The following is a 16,195-nucleotide window of genomic DNA, read 5'->3' as shown; positions in this document are numbered from 1 at the left end:
ATTATTGATAATCATGTATATACTGCTTATGAAAACTAAAATTTTTAAATAGAGGCAATCCAAAGAAAAAGGTTAAAGTAGTAGATAAAATTCATTCTTAAAGTAGGATGTTCAATGATTAGATTACATAAAAGTCAATGGACATAAAGGTGTGTATACATTATTTTAATCATAAGAGTAACGAAATTAAAATTACTATTCCTGTATAAAAGTTTGGGGTTATTAAATTCCATTTGTTAATATAAAAATTTAGAAGCAGGTGATTTAATGGGAAAAGGCTCTAATAACTCAAGAGAGAACATCGATGTTTATGTTGATGAGTTTTATGGTTTTGAATATGAGGAATATGAGTTAGAAGATCAAGAGAATAGCAATGAACACCCTTTTGATGCAGATAAAATTAGAATTGATCAACAAATGCTGTCATTGAAATATTTAACAGAATTGATGAAGGATGGCCAAATTATTTTAAATCCTGGATTTCAAAGAAATAAAGTTTGGACTGAAAGGAAAAGAAAGTCTCTGCTTATTGAATCTTTGATGCTAAGAATCCCTATTCCAGCATTTTATTTTTATGAAAATGAAGATTCAAAATTTATTGTAATTGATGGACTACAGCGATTATCTACAATTAATGATTTTATTAATGGGGAATTTAAACTATTTGGATTAGAATATTTGGAAAAACAATGCGGTGGTAAATCTTTTAATGAATTAGATATAAAATATCAACAAAGAATTTATAGGACTCAACTAGCTGTAAATATACTTGATGCTAGATCACCTTCAAATGTTGTATTTGATATTTTTAGAAGAGTAAATACTGGTGGTGTAAGTCTTAAACCACAAGAAATTAGAAACGCTATATCTAAAAATAGTACAAGAAAGGTATTAAAAGCATTGTATAACAGTGATGAGTTTCAGAATGCAACAAGAAGGCGTATTAAAGATGATAGAATGGATGGGCAAGAATTTGTATTGCGATTTTTTGCATTTTATCGAGCCTATGATTATGAAAGTAATAGTTTAAATTATAGTTCAGGAAATATTGCAGTTTTCCTTGATAATGCTCTTCTTAAATTTAATGAAGCAACAAGTTATGAACTAGAGATTTTTAAAAAGGATTTTAAGAGAGCAATGAAAACTGCAAACTTATTATTTGATAAATACACTTTTAGAAAATGCTATATTGATGATTCAAATAATCTATACAGTAATATGGATATTATAAACAAAGCTTTATATACGTCATGGGCAGTGCTTTTAACAAATCCAAAGTTTATCAATTATGATTTTTCAAAGCTTGGAGATAAAGTTTTAAAGAATTTAGCATATGAATTAACTTATGATAATTTTTATAATTCGTGTTTAACACAGGGGACAAATAGTACAAGAGCGGTTCAATATAGTTTTTATAAAGCAAACGACATACTTTCGGAGGTTTTAGGAAGTGATATCTAAAATAAATATTCAGAACTATAAATGTTGGATAAATGAAAATGTTGATTTTAGTCCTCTTACAATTTTAGCTGGTGGAAATGCGGTAGGTAAATCAAGTATTGTTCAAAGCCTCCTCCTTATAAAAAAGGCTTTTGATAATATTCAAATTGGTGAAATTATAACAAGTGATATTAATAGTATTAATTTAGGACTCCCAAAAGAGATCATTTCTAAGGATAAAACCTCAGAGGAAATCATACTAACAACTACCTTTGATGATGGTGATAGTAATGAATTAAGATTATCAATTGGTGATGAAATTACAAATCCATTATCATTGATAATTGAGAATCAAGATGATTTAAGTGAAAAATCTTATCCTTCTTTTAATAACTTCCAGTATTTAAATGCAGAGAGGGTTGGCCCTAGGATAAGTTCAGACATAAGTAGCAATGCAATTTTAGATGTAGGTAATAAAGGTGAATATACCAGCCACATCATCAATAAGGCTGAATTATTAAAGTATGAAATAAATCCAAAAATGCGTTCAAGTAGACTTGTTAAGTTTTCTGCAAACTGCGAAGGTTGGTTAGATATAATAATTCCTGGAACACAACTTAATATATCATTATATGAAGAAGTAAATAAAGTAACCATAAGATATAAAAATACAAGAACATCATCTGATGCATATGTACCAACTGCAACAGGGTTTGGTTTAACATATGTGTTACCTATTATTGTTGCAGGATTGTTGCTTTCTGCACACGAAAATTCTTTATTTATAGTTGAAAATCCAGAAGCCCATCTTCACCCATACGGTCAATCAAAAATAGGACAATTTTTAGCACTACTTTCTTCGTGTGGGGTGCAGGTAATTGTCGAGACTCATAGTGAACATGTAATAAATGGTGCACGACTACAACTAACAAAAATGAATCAAACTGAAAAAATGTTAGTTAATTTTTTTAATATTATAGATGATAAAATTAACATCGAAAAAATTCCAGTTAATTCTCAGGGCGAATTAGATAATTGGCCAAAAGGATTCTTTGATCAAAGCAAATCTGATCTTAGAGAACTATTGAGGGTTAGGTTATGACGAAGTTAACATTTTACATATCTGAATTATTAGATGATAATTCGACACTTTCAGACTTTGAAAACAAGATTGCGGATTTTTGTGATCTGTTAGAGTATATAGTTAATAATAATGACGTGATCAATGTACCTGAACACTTTTTTGAAAGTAAAATTGTTGGAAAGATTACTATTGCTGAATATCTGTTTGAACCACAGTATGCCAGTGACTATAGAGAGCTTTTATTTGAGTACATAAGACAATACAAGAGAGTAAATATTTTGTATCCGGATTTATATGTTTTACTTGATGAAAAAAATAATCAAAGTTATAAAGCAATAGTTGGGATGCTTGAGAATAAGTATATAAACGAAGATAGTTTATATGTTAATGATAAGACTATGATTCTCTCACCCTATCGATTTTATTTAGGGCAATTACAGTCACTAGAAGAATTTAAAATAGAGTTTAGTCACTGTTTTCCTAATTTAATTTTCCATGAAAGAGTTAAACAAACGCTAAATGCTTTTAATGATATTATTAATCATTCAAAAGAATTGATTAGGCATTTATCAATTCTGAATGATTTTGCAAAGGAATTATATGTTGAAATTGGTGGAGCTTCTGACGAGATATATGCACGGTTAAAAAGTGAATTTAATATTATTTCATCAGGAAGAGGTGCAAATGAAGGTTTAGACAAGTTCAAATGTGATTTCTATAATAAAAATAAAGAATTGGAAAGCGTTAGATGTAACCCGCATACTAAACTTTATTATGCTCATTCTGATTATAGAATTTATTTTAATTGGGGAAGAGACAGTATTGGAAATGGGGAAATTTTAATTGGACATATAGGGACGCACTGGAATGATTAGTTATTATTAAATACAATTAAATTATAAAGGTAAATCCCCAAATTGATAATGGGGATTTTTTATGTTTTAGACTCATTTTACCCTATCAACCGGTACGGTGAACCGTATCATAAGTAAGTGAGGTTTTTTGATTATACTAAAAAAGCGGAGGAATTGTGTATCATTTGCAGAGTTGATTAATGTTTGTAACAAAACGAATGTCCTTTGTATAGGAAATAAGCCGAATAATATAAAGTTTTGACATATTTTCGGCTTATAAAAAATGATTCAATTAAGAGTTAATACTCCGTTTGTTGCAAAAATCTATTCGTTTCTTTTTTGTTTTTCTCCATTTAATACCAGTTGAAAGGTAATGTCGGCCTTTAATGAATCGGACACAGCGCAATATTTTTCCTTTCCAAGGTCAATTGCTCTCCAAATTCGTTTGCTGTCAATGTCACCATCAATGATAAAAGTTATGTTTATTGAGGTGAAACCTTTTGGTTCTTTTTCTTTTCTCGTTCCGTCTGTTATGATCTCGAGTTTTTGGATGGAAGCCAGGTAGTGGCGCATTATCATAGTGACGTCAATGCCAATACATCCTGCAACGGAAGCTAAAAGCATTTCAGTAGGGGTCATTCCATTGCCTTCTCCGCCATATGCCTCCGTTGCATCCATGTTTATCTTAAATCCAGAATCCCCGACAGCTGTAAAGGCACGCTGTCCATTCCACTTTGTACGTACGATCATAATTCATCCTACCTTTACTATGATTATTGTAATTTTAGGAATTTTTTTGCCCGCTCTGTTTTTGGATTCGCAAAAAATTCCTCTGGCTTTCCTTCTTCGACAATGATTCCATCAGCCATAAAAATAATCCTGTCTGCCACTTCCCTAGCAAACTGCATTTCATGTGTAACGATAACCATGGTCATTCCTTCATTGGCAAGCTCTCTCATGACATTTAGCACTTCATCTACTAACTCAGGATCTAATGCAGAGGTAGGCTCATCGAAAAGAATAATATTTGGTTCAAGGGCTAATGTGCGTGCAATAGCAACTCTTTGTTGCTGCCCGCCGGATAATCTGGAAGGATACTCATTTCTTTTATCGAATAAACCAACTCTTGAGAGCAGGGCTTCCCCTTTTTGAATCGACTTTTCCTTATCCCACTTTTTCACAATCATTAATGCTTCAATCACATTTTGCAGGACTGTCTTATGTGGATATAAATTAAATTGTTGGAAAACCATTCCTGTTTGCAGACGAATTTTACGATATTCATTAATCCGTTCCCTTTTACTTTGCTTTGCATCAATAACAATTCCATTTAGTTCAAAATTGCCTTCCGTCAGTTCCTCGAGCCCATTCAGGCAGCGGAGAAGAGTGCTTTTTCCGGAGCCGCTTGGACCAAGAATGGCAACTACTTCCCCGTCGTTCACCTGTAAGTTGATTCCTTTTAGAACCTCTAGCTGATGAAAGCTTTTTGATAACTTGTTTGTTTTTATCATGATTAAACTCCAAACCTAAACATAGATAGATAATCGTTTTTCAATTTTTTCAAGTATGAAGGAAAATACTGTGCTCATAATCCAATACATCAATGCAATTGATAAATAAAATGGCATATAGACATAGTACTGAGCAATTAATAATTGGGCTGAACGTAAAAGTTCAGTCACGGTAATAACAGATACTAGCGAAGTTTCCTTTAACATTCCAATAAATGTGTTTCCCATCGGCGGAATAGCAATCCTTATTGCCTGCGGGAGAATGATTCGCCTTATTGTTTGAAAGGGGGTCATTCCAGAAGCATACGCAGCCTCGGTTTGTCCTTTCGGGATCGATTGAAGCGCACCCCGCATCGCTTCTGAAATATAAGCTCCAATGTTGATACTTAAAGCAATATAGGCCGCTGCGAAGGGATTAAGTTCGATATTATAATCAGCAAGTCCATAATAGACAATAATAATTTGGACTAGCGTAGGTGTTCCTCTAATAATCGATACATAGATACGGGCGATCCCACTGATAAAGCGATTTCCTTTCAAGCGGGCAATGGCAATTATTATCCCAATCATGGTGCCGAAAAACATGGACACAATTGTGATAAGGAGCGTATAGTATGATCCTTTTAATAAAAATTGTATATTTTCTAATACGAGATTCATCTAAGTATATATTCCTTTCTTTGTTAGCGGGTTAATCTTGAGGTTTTTCACCAAACCATTTAACAAAGATTTTATTATAAGTTCCGTCTTTCTTCATATCACTTAAAATAGAGTTTATTTTTTTCACAAATTCCGGATTTCCTTTACGGACAGCCACTCCGGCTTTATCGGATTTAATTGGTTCACCGACCGCTTTGATTTTAAAACCATTCTGGTCAACAACCGGTTTATTTGCATACATATTGTTAATAGTAGCGTCAATTCTGCCTGCATCCAAATCCTTAAGCGATGTGATAACATCATCGTATGTTTTGATATTAAAATTGCCAACCTTCGGAAGTAATACAGTTCGTAGATAAGTTTCGTCGTTTGTTCCTAAACCAACCCCGATGTTTTTCCCTTTAAAATCGTTTACTGACTTGATAGTATTATTATCTTGGCGGACAATAGCCTTTACATCATTAGTAATGTAAGGATCGGAGAAGTCCATTTGCTTTTGCCGATCAGGGGTGATGGTCATTTGACTGATGACAGCATCAAATTTCTTTGCTTGTAAGCCGGCAATCATTCCGGAAAATTCTTGAGAAATGAACTCAACTTTTACGCCTAAACGTTTGGCAATTTCTTTTGCAATATCTACATCGAATCCATCCATTTGCTTATTCTTGTTTAGGAAGTTATATGGTTGGTATGTACCCATTACCCCAACTTTAAGAACGCCTTTGTCTTTGACTTGTTGTAATAAGTCACCTTTAGCAGTATTATTATTGCTGTTTGAACTGCAGGCACTTAAAAATAAGGAAAATGTTAGCATTAGAATTAATACGAGTAAAGATTGTTTTTTTCTATTCATATTCCTATCTCCTTTCTTCATTTGAAGTTTATTTTTATTTTATACAGCTAACCTGCTCTTGCTTTTATTTCTATATTCCGAGCAAACCAAAAAACTCAAAACTGACTAGATCATGCGCAATTGCACCGGCCGACTTTAATGCCATAGTTGAATGGTCTGGACTGAATAACCATCTTTCCAAAGTTCCAAGGATGACACTGATTAAAAATGCTGATTCTAAAGAGGGATCTTTTTCAGGCAATATTCCCAGCTCAATAGCGCGTTTAATGTTGTTTCGAAAGGATTGCTCTACTTTAACCCAAGTTTCTTTGATGACGGTGTTGACGGAGGCTTCTGTTTCTACTCCGTTAAGTAAAAGTTTAATTAAATTTTTATTTTCCTCAGCGAATTGAAATAAATCTTTAAATAATTTTTCTGATGATTTTACGGCATCTTGAACCGTTCCGGTTGTTTGGCGGTAACCTTGTGCAACAACCTTTAAAATATGCTGTTGACCATTTTGGATAATTTCTAAAGCAATCGCTTCTTTACTTGGAAAGTACCAGTAAAAAGTACCTTGGGCGACCCCGGCTTCACGAACAATATCGGAAATTTTGGTTTTGTGATAACCATTTGTTGAAAATAACTTAAGCGAAATCTTCAATATCTGTTCTCTTCTATCGAAAGTATGATTGGTCTTCGAATTGAACACCTCCAATTCTTGATTGATTAGTCAGTCAATACAATCCTAATAAATTGAGCAGCTTTAGTCAACAAATTCGATAGATTTAGTGGGAATTAATATTTTATATTGATAAAAGTAATATCAAATGAGGGGATTATTATCAATTAGATGGAATTTTTTTATATTAATAACTCAACTTTCGCACACTGAAATAGGCAGATAAACCTTGATGTAATTAGGTAGGCCCGCAATCCAGTGTTGTAGTTGACTTTGTACCAACTTTTGAATTTTGTTGTTACTCTCTTTCAAGACATCTTGAAGAAGCCCAAATAGCTGACCTAGCGCCACGGCCCAATCAAGATCACTGATTTCATCACATAATTCATAGAATAGACCACCTAAAGTCCTTTGGTCTGTGCAGCATCGGTTTTGCCAAGAGAGTACAATGTACCTGGTAAAAACAATGGTGGTATGACAAATCAAGGAGTCATACGAACGGCCTTGAAACTCCTTTTGTATCTTTAATAATGACTTTGTTGTTTTAAAAAAAACTTCAATGTCCCAACGAATGCCGTAGATTCGAATGATTTCTTGTTCACTTAATGTGCAATCTGTACTTAAGATAGCTAACCACTCGCTCTTTTTATTGCGATTACGGACAAATACCATCTTGACGGGAACTCCATTAGCTTGTGTCGTTTGGATAGAGCGAAGAATTCCTTTTTTCCCTTGAACAGGCGAAGCTAATTGATAGAGTTCCTTTAAACTAACCTTTTTATCTTTCATGTGATACCGTTGCTTTAAGTTTTTCACCATGCCAATGACATCTAGACCTTGAGCTTTGATCTCTTTAATAAGTGGTTGATGAGTAAACCAAGTGGTATGAGGCCTCGATTCCCGTATTCATCGCACGTTGAATCATTGTTGGAATTTGTTCAGGTGCAGATTGTAAAGCTTCTACACGTCGCTTATAACCTGAACTACGTTTGTCAATTTGATGGAATATTCCATTTATGACACTGTTTTTTGAGCTTAATAAAGAAAAGTCAACGGGCATAAACGTTGTACCATCGGACCAACCCAATGTGAGCATACGAAATCCCTTGTAAAAGTGCATTTTCTGAGAAGCATGGTCGAAACACCGGGCAAGTAATTCAACCGATTTACTTCGGTTTTTGTCATAGGAAGAATCGTCAATAATCAGTACTTTGATCCGTTCATGATTTGTAAGATTACTTACTTTTTCAATCGAGTGAGCGCTTAATAAAAGGAGAAATCTTCTCCATGAATAAGTAGAACGATTTAAGAAACGGTAGACTGCATCTTTAGCTGGAAGGTCAGTAGATTTCTTACCTTCGAGTGTACGAAACCAGTTTTTGTTTTCAAAGATCAAACTGAAAATAAGCTGAAATAAATAAGCGCAAGTAAAGCCGAAAGACTTGGTAATACCAGCTTTTCTAAGATGTTTCAATATCTTTAATTCTTTAAAAGTAGATTTTACTTCATTTGGTAGTTGCTTAGTTTGGTCATGATTCGTTATCATATAGAGGACACCTCTTCTGTATGGTTATGTGATTCTAGACAAATCAACTATACCAAACGAATGGGTGTTTTTTCATGTGTTTTTTTCTTGTCAATGACAGTATTTAAACGGCATCAGTAACTATTACTGGTTGAATTTATCGCACATTTGTCGATGCGAAAGTTGAGTAATGACAATTATGAGTTTTGCTATACTAAATATGGATCTGGTCATCGGAAAATTAAAGATGCATTAGATAACGGATATATTTTACATCCTGCATTCCTAGAAATAAGTAAGGTTTATAAATCTAAAAACCTTTTTCCTGCATTTGATCGTCGCTTGCCATCAACAGATCGAAAAGATTTTAAATCTATTTTGACAGATCTAGGTTTAAATGAATTTTCTACAAAAATGGATCTTCTTCGAGAAACACGAGGACGCTTATCGAATGATACTTATTCTTTTGAACAACCACTTCGAATTAAAGAGGATGGAAAACTTCATTCTAGTTTTTTTGTTCATGGAATGCGACACCGTAATCTGCCTGTTGATTGGTCAAATTGGTTATCAATTAATGATACATTAAGATTAATTCAAGAGTCGTCTAACATTCATGATCAGCATGCTGTAGCAATATATACTCAAGGCGGAAAACATCTAGGCTACGTTCCAGGTTTTTATAGTAAAGCTATTTTTTCTTTATTAGAGAACAATGTTTCTCCAATTTTAAAAGTTATTTACAAAAATGAAAAATCAACTCCTCATTGGTGGCTGAAAGTAGATTTTGAATGTGAAGTACCCATCAACGAAGCGAAAGAAACAACTGAGGTCCTCACACTTGTACACTAAAATAATTTGAAAAACCAGTAAACTTATATCAAGTTACTGTTTTTTCTTGTTTAGGAAATTATAAATTTCTCGACTTGTGGATAAACTGTTCGATAAAATGTTCGTATAAAGTGGGGAGGGGGAAAGTATGCACACAAATAAAGCTAAACCGCCTAGAAAAAAAACCTCAAAAATAAAACAGCAAAAATACCCCGAAAATGAGGGAAACCCAAAGATTGAAACCCCATAGGCCGTAACCGCGATTTCATTCTTCTCAGGCAATCAAAAATTTTGCGATTAGCACAAAAAAGAGCTAGGGCACAACTAGTAATTTCCACTAGTTGTGCCCTTTTTTCGCGCAAAACTTCCGATTGTCCCCTATAAGAACCGTCCCCCTGCTCCTGCCCACTACAAAAATATCGAATATTTCCAGTTATTTATAGACCGATAGAACTAAGTCTTTATTATTATAATTCTCATCAAACATCATTTGAACATTGATGCTTTTTTACTATTCTAGAAAGAAGGGCGATTTAAATACATGGGGTTAAAACCTTTTATTACCAATATCCTACTAATTTTCCAGCTGTCCTTGACTAATAAATAAGTACTATTTCATTCTTTCTTTTATTATTCAATGCGGGGAATATTGGTTTAATCCCATACCTTTTACACATTGACCGTATATTTCCATTTATCTATGATAGAAATCGAATCAGTTTAGAAAATTGTGAATTTATGTTTAATTATGTGTATTTGCGCGGTATCTATTGATTCAAAAGAATCAATAGGAATTAGGTAGTAGCAGCACTAATTGAAAGCGAAAAAACTATTTTACAAAGGAGAGTCATTATCGTGAAAAAGTTTGGAATTTTTACTCTACTCATTACTGTAATCATGGCATTAGCTGCTTGTTCTTCAACGAGCGAAAAAACAGGTGCCAGCAGCAGCAGTAAAATCATTGATGTATCTATTGATAACGCTTCATACATACTAGCCGGCAAGAACGAGGGTGTTTCAGAGGATAAAGAAACAAAGAAAGGCTTATTAGCTGTTCATTTAAAAGTTAAGAATAAAACAGATTCAGAGGTTTCTATTTCGCCATATGATGACATTAAGATTTACGATGGGGAAAAACAATTATCCCCTGAAGACAACCTCAGCCTATCTGACCTTGGTATAGACTATTCCGAAACTGGCTCTATTGGGGCGGAAAAAGTAAAAGACATAACTGTTATTGTAAATGTAGAAAAAGACAAAAAATATGAACTTGGTATCACACCATATTCAGACAGTACGGATAAAGCAGAAGAAGTAAAACTGGCATTAGATACAAAAAAATACGCAGCTAGTTTTGATACATTAAACGACCCTGCAAAAGCTTTAACAGCTTATATCGAAACCATTTATATGGATAAGGAGAACGCTGATTACGAAAAATACGTTTCTGCTGACAAAGCCGCTCTCCAAGAAGAGGCTAAAAAGGCTTTTAAGGAAAAAATACAAGATGCATTCACGGATCTCAAAATATCCGATAAAGAAATGGACAAGCAATATATAAATTATAAATCATCCCTATCCCAAAAAGGTAAGATCGATGCAGAGACAGTTGGCAATGCAGAGGGGAAAGCAGTTGTATTAGTACAATACTCAAATATTCCATTAGATGATCTATTTGATCTTGTTGATGACTACAATGAAAAATACTATCAAAAAACAGGCAGCTACGATGGCGGCGAAGAATACGCTCTTTCGAAATTTGACGTTATTCTCGATTCAATCGAAGCCAAAGACAGCAAGGATAAGTTGGAAATTTTAATGGTTAAAAAGGACGGGAAATGGACCGTTGATTTATCGGATGATTATGTTGAAGAACAAATAGTAGATGCATTTGCAGCCGGTTATGGATATTAAGGAGAAGTGAATAATGTCAGGAAAAAGATGGGGAATGATAGTTTTTTTTTCTATAGTGGCAATCATGATTGTCGGGACGTTTATTGCTTTTCAGCAGCTGAACAAGCCGGATAAAATTGTTGAAACATTTGAAGAAGCGGTAGAGCAAAACAAACCAAATTTGCTTAAGGATATTATTTTACCGGATAACAAGGAAGCTGTTGTTAACACAGGTACGCTAGCTTCACTTGTTACCTATTTAAGAACAAATGATCAAAGCTACCAGGTTATCAAGGATGGCCTGAAGGGACAAATGGAGGCGAAAGAATATTCTCCAACTAATGAACAAATAAGTTTAACAGCTGACGGGAAAAGATGGGGAATTATCACAAATTATAAACTGAAAGTAAAAACAGCCTCCATTAAAGTGATTGGAGATAGTGAGGACGATCGAGTCCAGCTTAGCATCAAAACATCAAAGAAACAGTTCAAAACAAGTGATGATAAGGTATATGGTCCTATTCTGCCAGGTATCCATGATGTCAACGTAAGCGTTACTAATTCACTTGGCACGCTAACTGAAAATAAAAAAGTGGATGTTTGGGGAAATGAACAAGTCACCTTTGTCGTTGATACAGAAAGACTCGCTAAGGATGATAAAGGAATCATTGCTGACATTGTTGCAACTGTTGAGGTATTAAACAAGGAGCTTTCAGTCTTTGAAACATCTGCATACAACACAGATGTTTTCACGAATGTAAATGATACATTCACGGGTGGAGAGATTACTCAAGCAGTAATAGACGAGGAATTCTCAAATTATGCAGAGTATATAGATGAAATACAATCCCAGTATTTAGGAGCAGTCGTAAATTTGGATCAATTAAGCATCAATTATTTTAACGGTCATTGGTCAGCAGATGTTACAGCCCTAGTTTCCTATAATCGAAAAATAAAACTTATAGATATTCCCACCTTCGAAGATCTATCCTATAAATCAATACGGAACTATGCCTTAGCCTATAATGATAAAGAGAAAAAGTGGCTGATCGAAGGAATAACGGACACTGAAGCTGACGGCTCAGAACTTGAAAGCTGGAAGGAAAAGAAAACATTAACAGTCAAAAATCCACCACTACTAAAATGGAGCCGCAAGAATAGCGGTGACCCAAAAACTAGCTTGTAAAGGACTTAGGGGCAGGTTCCGATGTTTCTAGAGGGACACGGGGACATTAGCATATGACCCACCTACTAGACATACACGATTAGATTATTTAGGTATCACTATGTCGTATAGATTAATCCGAGGAAAAAGTATTGAAGAAGTGGTAAACTTTTTTAAACCTAAAAATCAAGTTGATACAGATTTAGATGAGAGTGTGCCTAGTGCTAATAATTGCAAGTTAATTCCAACACCTACAGTAAGAGAAAAATGCACTGTCCATAAGTCTACCTTTACAGCTTCAAACCCATTAGATTATGGGGATACTTATTATCTGGTAGTAAGATGTGAAAGTAAATGGGCTACAGAAGAAGTCGGTCCTCAAAAATATGCATTAGTTGTAACACTTGAACATACTAAAGAAGAAGTGGATTTATATACAGAAATTTCTCAGAGAGTACAAGAGAGTATTTCATTAAGAGAAAGAGTAAGAGTTAAAAAGGTAAAGGTTAAAATATAGTTGAAGGTATTAAATACTGACAAATTACTGAAGATTCTAATCAAGTTATATAAAATGTATAAAATCAAAAGGAGAGGTCTATTCCTTTCCATTTATCATTTTACCCTATCCAATGTTACGGTGAACCTTATCATAAGTAAATGAGGTTTTTTGGGGAATATAAAAATGCAAGCCAATTTTTTGATTAAAAAATTCTGCTTGCATTTTTATTTCGTTAGTCTTCTCTATATCCTAAATCATTTAGGGATAAATCTTTATATAATTCTCCAATGCGATAAGAAGTGATTCTTTCCTTACCACTTGCACCTTCTATAATACCTTTGTCTAGCCAAGTTGTTGCCCATTTAGTAATAGTAATTGGCTTTACATGAAATATCTCTGCTATTTCCTTAGGTTTTGTGGATCTATTACGTTCAATAAGAAATCTTAACAGTGTTTTTTCTTTTGGCTCTAATGAAAGTATTCTAGGATCTGAAGGAGTAGTTGCAAATTTAATAGAAAGATTTGCAACTTTTTCGTATGCTAATGCCATGATTCTTAGGAAATATTCAATCCAAGGAGCTAAATCTTTTGGATTTTTACGTCCGTCATAATAAAATACCGGCAGTCCCATTTGTAAATGTTTATAATATCCTTGTAAGTCTTCCACATAGTATTCTTCCATAGAATGAAATCCTTTAACATCATAATTCTCTATTGATAGAATGTAAGATGCTAGAGCACGTGCTGTTCGACCATTACCATCTTCAAATGGGTGAATTGTAAGTAGCTGATAAGTGGCAATAGCTGCCTTAATAGGAACAGGGATTTCTTTTTCTGTGGTAATCCATTTCACCAACGCTTTCATTAATGGTGGGACATCTGAATATTCGGGAGGAATATATTCTGGTTGTCTAGATTGATTATCATATACAGCAAATAATACACCAGGTGGAGTTGCACCTCGATAGTTGCTTTTTGTAGACTTTCTACCAGCACCATGTTTCACAATAATAGAATGAAGTTGTTTAATAAAATCTTCAGTAATAGGAGTTTGATTTTGTTTTTCATGTGATAAAAAAGAAAGGGCTTCCCAATAATTTCTTACCTCTTCTTCAACAGGAATTCGGAAATCTTCTTGTTTTTGTTTAACTACACGAGCAACTTGTTCTAAATCGAGTGTATTTCCCTCTATTCGCGTAGAATAATGTGTTGCCTTTAATTTAGCCTGTTCTTTTAGATCACTTTCGATATGTGCAGGTACAGGCATTAATTCAACAATTGCTCGAGAACGTTCTATAGACATTAAGTCTTTAACAATTGAGTGAGAATAACTAAATTTAGGTTGGTACAAATTTTTCACCATCCCTATAAATTAAATAATAATTAAATTATACGCTATTTATACGTTATTGATACGCTATTTATACGTTATTTATGAGGTTTAAAGAGTGACGTTACTTAGATTACCTAGTTACATCACTTTATTATAATAGTTCTCAACAATAATGAAATTATCCAGTTTGAAATTTATTGTTCTTTCAATTAAAAATTGTTCATCACGGGTTAACCCTAAAAATGAAGAAAAATTAAGAGTAACTGATATGATACTTATAGTATTTATTATATTTGAAAAAATTTTAATGTTTTGTTAAATTAGTTTTAATGTACCTTTAGAATGATAGAATTCATATATGTAGAAAAATCACTTCTTTTTTCTACATGGACATAATTTTTAAGAATATGCTTTCCTTAGGGAAATTAGCTCCTGAATATAATTTGTATTATGAAGCAGTAGGTTTAACTTTAGGAAGCAGTTTGGAAGACATAGAATTTTTAAAGTTTATTACTAAAGAGGAAGAAAATAACGGTAAGTTTTCAGTTTCGGAAATCTGCATTTTAAAATACGTTAAATCTAATAGGCTCGTTTCGTAACCTTTGTTGCTTTTGGAGCTTTATAAGGGTCATTACTAAGTTTCTAGGCAATTTTCGCAAATGTTCTTACGAAAATATGCTACGAGCCATATAGTTATACGGGTTGATAAACTTATACGAAATACAACAATCTATGCGAAAATAGCCTTCTATTAACAATTAGAACCGAAGTGAATGAAAGGAGGTAAAATCAATGCTGTTTTTCCGAAGGTTCTTTCTTACCGCGGCTAAGTATCGGTATTGGACGGTATTGTTATTTACGACTGTTTATATTTTTATAAATGCCGAGGTTATGAGACTCCTAGAGCCGAAAACATTTGATAATACTTTCCATGCTGTTTGGTGGATTCTAACTACGATGACCACAGTCGGTTACGGTGATGTATATCCAACTACACAACTAGGGAGAATTTGGGCGATGGTCATCGTCTATACAGTGGGTATTGGACTTTTTGGGACAGTCATTGGGATGATTGTTGATGCCGTGGCACGATACAAACGGATGAAGGAGGAAGGCAGAATGACGTTTAAAGGAGAAAATCATTATGTCGTGATTGGCTGGACTGTAAAAAGTAAAAACACGATCAAAGAACTGTTTATCGGAGACGAAAGAATAGAAATCGTGTTAATAGATGAATTAGCGACGTCCCCCTATGAACATGAGCGGTTTTTATATATCCAGGGGAGTCCGACCGATGAAGAAATATTGAAAAGAGCAAAAATTGAAAGATCAAGAGCGGTTTTACTATTTGCCCCCGATGGGATTGACAATCCCGATTTAGCGGATGGAAAAACACTTTTAACCGCTTCCTCCATCGAGCGTTATGATGAAGGAACGGAAAAAAATATTTATACCATTGCAGAAATTCTAAATGAAAAGCATGTCGGCAATTTCAAACATGTCAAAATTGATGAATTTATTCTTTCCCATGAATCGGTGTCCAACTTAATGGCAAAGTCAGCGCAGACCAAAGGTGCCAGCCATTTGTTTACTCAGTTATTAAGCCGTAAGGAGGGGGACGAGGGTAGTGATTTATGGGAAGTTGAAATAAGGTCCGAATGGAAGACTTACGGAGACGCTTACGAATACCTCAAGCAAAAGGGAGCCCAGCTCATTGCCGACCGGAGTGACTTAAATATTTTGAAAAAATGGAATGAACCCATCCCAAAAGAGGCACGTTTATTGGTGATTTGTGACAAGAATACATATCAAACCTTATAAAAAAATTGCCCCCTTTATTGTTAGATTGTGTCCAACAATGAAGGGGGCAGTTCATTGAGATGCGT

General features: G+C 34.0%; 14 protein-coding genes and 1 pseudogene. 8 read left to right on the top strand and 7 right to left on the bottom strand.

Annotated features, from left to right (window positions below):
- Positions 1 to 267 precede the first annotated feature (267 nt).
- The 3 genes from ACE38V_RS06465 to ACE38V_RS06455 are packed head-to-tail and all read left to right on the top strand — an operon-like array spanning position 268 to position 3,399.
- Entirely contained in the window at positions 268 to 1,461 is a 1,194-nt protein-coding gene (locus ACE38V_RS06465; RefSeq protein ID WP_375840383.1) for a GmrSD restriction endonuclease domain-containing protein, read from the top strand.
- Entirely contained in the window at positions 1,451 to 2,542 is a 1,092-nt protein-coding gene (locus ACE38V_RS06460; protein ID WP_375840382.1) for a DUF3696 domain-containing protein, read from the top strand. Before ACE38V_RS06465 ends, ACE38V_RS06460 begins: the two co-directional genes overlap by 11 nt.
- Positions 2,539 to 3,399 carry a hypothetical protein gene (locus tag ACE38V_RS06455; RefSeq protein WP_375840381.1) on the top strand — a complete coding sequence of 287 codons (861 nt, stop codon included), beginning with the start codon at positions 2,539 to 2,541 and terminating at the stop codon, positions 3,397 to 3,399. Before ACE38V_RS06460 ends, ACE38V_RS06455 begins: the two co-directional genes overlap by 4 nt.
- Before the next feature lie 303 nt (positions 3,400 to 3,702).
- Here ACE38V_RS06455 and ACE38V_RS06450 read toward each other — a convergent pair whose 3' ends face one another.
- The 6 genes and pseudogenes from ACE38V_RS06450 to ACE38V_RS06425 all read right to left on the bottom strand — a co-directional run bounded on the left by ACE38V_RS06450 (position 3,703) and on the right by ACE38V_RS06425 (position 8,609).
- Positions 3,703 to 4,128 (bottom strand): OsmC family protein, encoded by a 426-nt coding sequence (locus tag ACE38V_RS06450; RefSeq protein WP_375840380.1) that lies wholly within the window; start codon positions 4,126 to 4,128, stop codon positions 3,703 to 3,705.
- Between the two features lie 23 nt (positions 4,129 to 4,151).
- Entirely contained in the window at positions 4,152 to 4,889 is a 738-nt protein-coding gene (locus tag ACE38V_RS06445; RefSeq protein ID WP_375840379.1) for an amino acid ABC transporter ATP-binding protein, read from the bottom strand.
- Between the two features lie 15 nt (positions 4,890 to 4,904).
- The gene (locus ACE38V_RS06440; RefSeq protein WP_375840378.1) at positions 4,905 to 5,549 is read right to left on the bottom strand and encodes an amino acid ABC transporter permease; all 645 of its coding nucleotides are present in this window, start codon (positions 5,547 to 5,549) and stop codon (positions 4,905 to 4,907) included.
- A 31-nt stretch (positions 5,550 to 5,580) separates the two neighbouring features.
- Entirely contained in the window at positions 5,581 to 6,402 is an 822-nt protein-coding gene (locus ACE38V_RS06435; protein WP_375840377.1) for a transporter substrate-binding domain-containing protein, read from the bottom strand.
- A gap of 70 nt (positions 6,403 to 6,472) precedes the next feature.
- Complete coding sequence (locus tag ACE38V_RS06430) at positions 6,473 to 7,045, bottom strand: TetR/AcrR family transcriptional regulator (RefSeq protein WP_375840376.1); 573 nt, start codon at positions 7,043 to 7,045, stop codon at positions 6,473 to 6,475.
- 213 nt (positions 7,046 to 7,258) lie between these two features.
- Positions 7,259 to 8,609, bottom strand: a pseudogene (locus ACE38V_RS06425) (IS4 family transposase).
- 153 nt (positions 8,610 to 8,762) lie between these two features.
- Between ACE38V_RS06425 and ACE38V_RS06420 the strand changes: the two are divergent.
- The 4 genes from ACE38V_RS06420 (at position 8,763) to ACE38V_RS06405 (ending at position 12,994) form a co-directional block, all read left to right on the top strand.
- The gene (locus ACE38V_RS06420) at positions 8,763 to 9,440 is read left to right on the top strand and encodes an HIRAN domain-containing protein (protein WP_375840375.1); all 678 of its coding nucleotides are present in this window, start codon (positions 8,763 to 8,765) and stop codon (positions 9,438 to 9,440) included.
- A gap of 834 nt (positions 9,441 to 10,274) precedes the next feature.
- Positions 10,275 to 11,333: a DUF5105 domain-containing protein gene (locus tag ACE38V_RS06415; protein ID WP_375840374.1), complete on the top strand. Its 1,059-nt coding sequence runs from the start codon at positions 10,275 to 10,277 to the stop codon at positions 11,331 to 11,333.
- Positions 11,334 to 11,346: 13 nt separating this feature from the next.
- On the top strand, positions 11,347 to 12,498 hold the full coding sequence (locus ACE38V_RS06410) for a TcaA second domain-containing protein (protein ID WP_375840373.1): 1,152 nt from the start codon (positions 11,347 to 11,349) through the stop codon (positions 12,496 to 12,498).
- A gap of 100 nt (positions 12,499 to 12,598) precedes the next feature.
- Positions 12,599 to 12,994: a hypothetical protein gene (locus tag ACE38V_RS06405; RefSeq protein ID WP_375840372.1), complete on the top strand. Its 396-nt coding sequence runs from the start codon at positions 12,599 to 12,601 to the stop codon at positions 12,992 to 12,994.
- A 214-nt stretch (positions 12,995 to 13,208) separates the two neighbouring features.
- Here ACE38V_RS06405 and ACE38V_RS06400 read toward each other — a convergent pair whose 3' ends face one another.
- Positions 13,209 to 14,327 carry a Fic family protein gene (locus tag ACE38V_RS06400; protein ID WP_375840371.1) on the bottom strand — a complete coding sequence of 373 codons (1,119 nt, stop codon included), beginning with the start codon at positions 14,325 to 14,327 and terminating at the stop codon, positions 13,209 to 13,211.
- A gap of 774 nt (positions 14,328 to 15,101) precedes the next feature.
- On the opposite strand from ACE38V_RS06400, the gene ACE38V_RS06395 reads away from it, so the two are divergent.
- Positions 15,102 to 16,130, top strand: coding sequence for a potassium channel family protein (locus tag ACE38V_RS06395; protein ID WP_375840370.1), 1,029 nt, complete (start codon positions 15,102 to 15,104; stop codon positions 16,128 to 16,130).
- Positions 16,131 to 16,195 lie beyond the last annotated feature (65 nt).

It is taken from the genome of Cytobacillus sp. Hz8, from assembly GCF_042263505.1.
Lineage (GTDB): Bacteria > Bacillota > Bacilli > Bacillales > Cytobacillaceae > Bacillus_BE.
Note: the sequence above shows the minus strand (reverse complement) of the source record. Positions and strands in the feature narration are given on the sequence as shown.

Bases quoted from the DNA above. Each gene is read 5' to 3' on its own strand.
- ACE38V_RS06465 (WP_375840383.1), top strand. From the start codon at position 268: ATGGGAAAAGGCTCTAATAACTCAAGAGAGAACATCGATGTTTATGTT.
- ACE38V_RS06445 (WP_375840379.1), bottom strand. From the start codon at position 4,889: ATGATAAAAACAAACAAGTTATCAAAAAGCTTTCATCAGCTAGAGGTT.
- ACE38V_RS06405 (WP_375840372.1), top strand. From the start codon at position 12,599: ATGTCGTATAGATTAATCCGAGGAAAAAGTATTGAAGAAGTGGTAAAC.
- ACE38V_RS06395 (WP_375840370.1), top strand. From the start codon at position 15,102: ATGCTGTTTTTCCGAAGGTTCTTTCTTACCGCGGCTAAGTATCGGTAT.
- ACE38V_RS06410 (WP_375840373.1), top strand. From the start codon at position 11,347: ATGTCAGGAAAAAGATGGGGAATGATAGTTTTTTTTTCTATAGTGGCA.
- ACE38V_RS06435 (WP_375840377.1), bottom strand. From the start codon at position 6,402: ATGAATAGAAAAAAACAATCTTTACTCGTATTAATTCTAATGCTAACA.
- ACE38V_RS06455 (WP_375840381.1), top strand. From the start codon at position 2,539: ATGACGAAGTTAACATTTTACATATCTGAATTATTAGATGATAATTCG.
- ACE38V_RS06450 (WP_375840380.1), bottom strand. From the start codon at position 4,128: ATGATCGTACGTACAAAGTGGAATGGACAGCGTGCCTTTACAGCTGTC.
- ACE38V_RS06440 (WP_375840378.1), bottom strand. From the start codon at position 5,549: ATGAATCTCGTATTAGAAAATATACAATTTTTATTAAAAGGATCATAC.
- ACE38V_RS06420 (WP_375840375.1), top strand. From the start codon at position 8,763: ATGCGAAAGTTGAGTAATGACAATTATGAGTTTTGCTATACTAAATAT.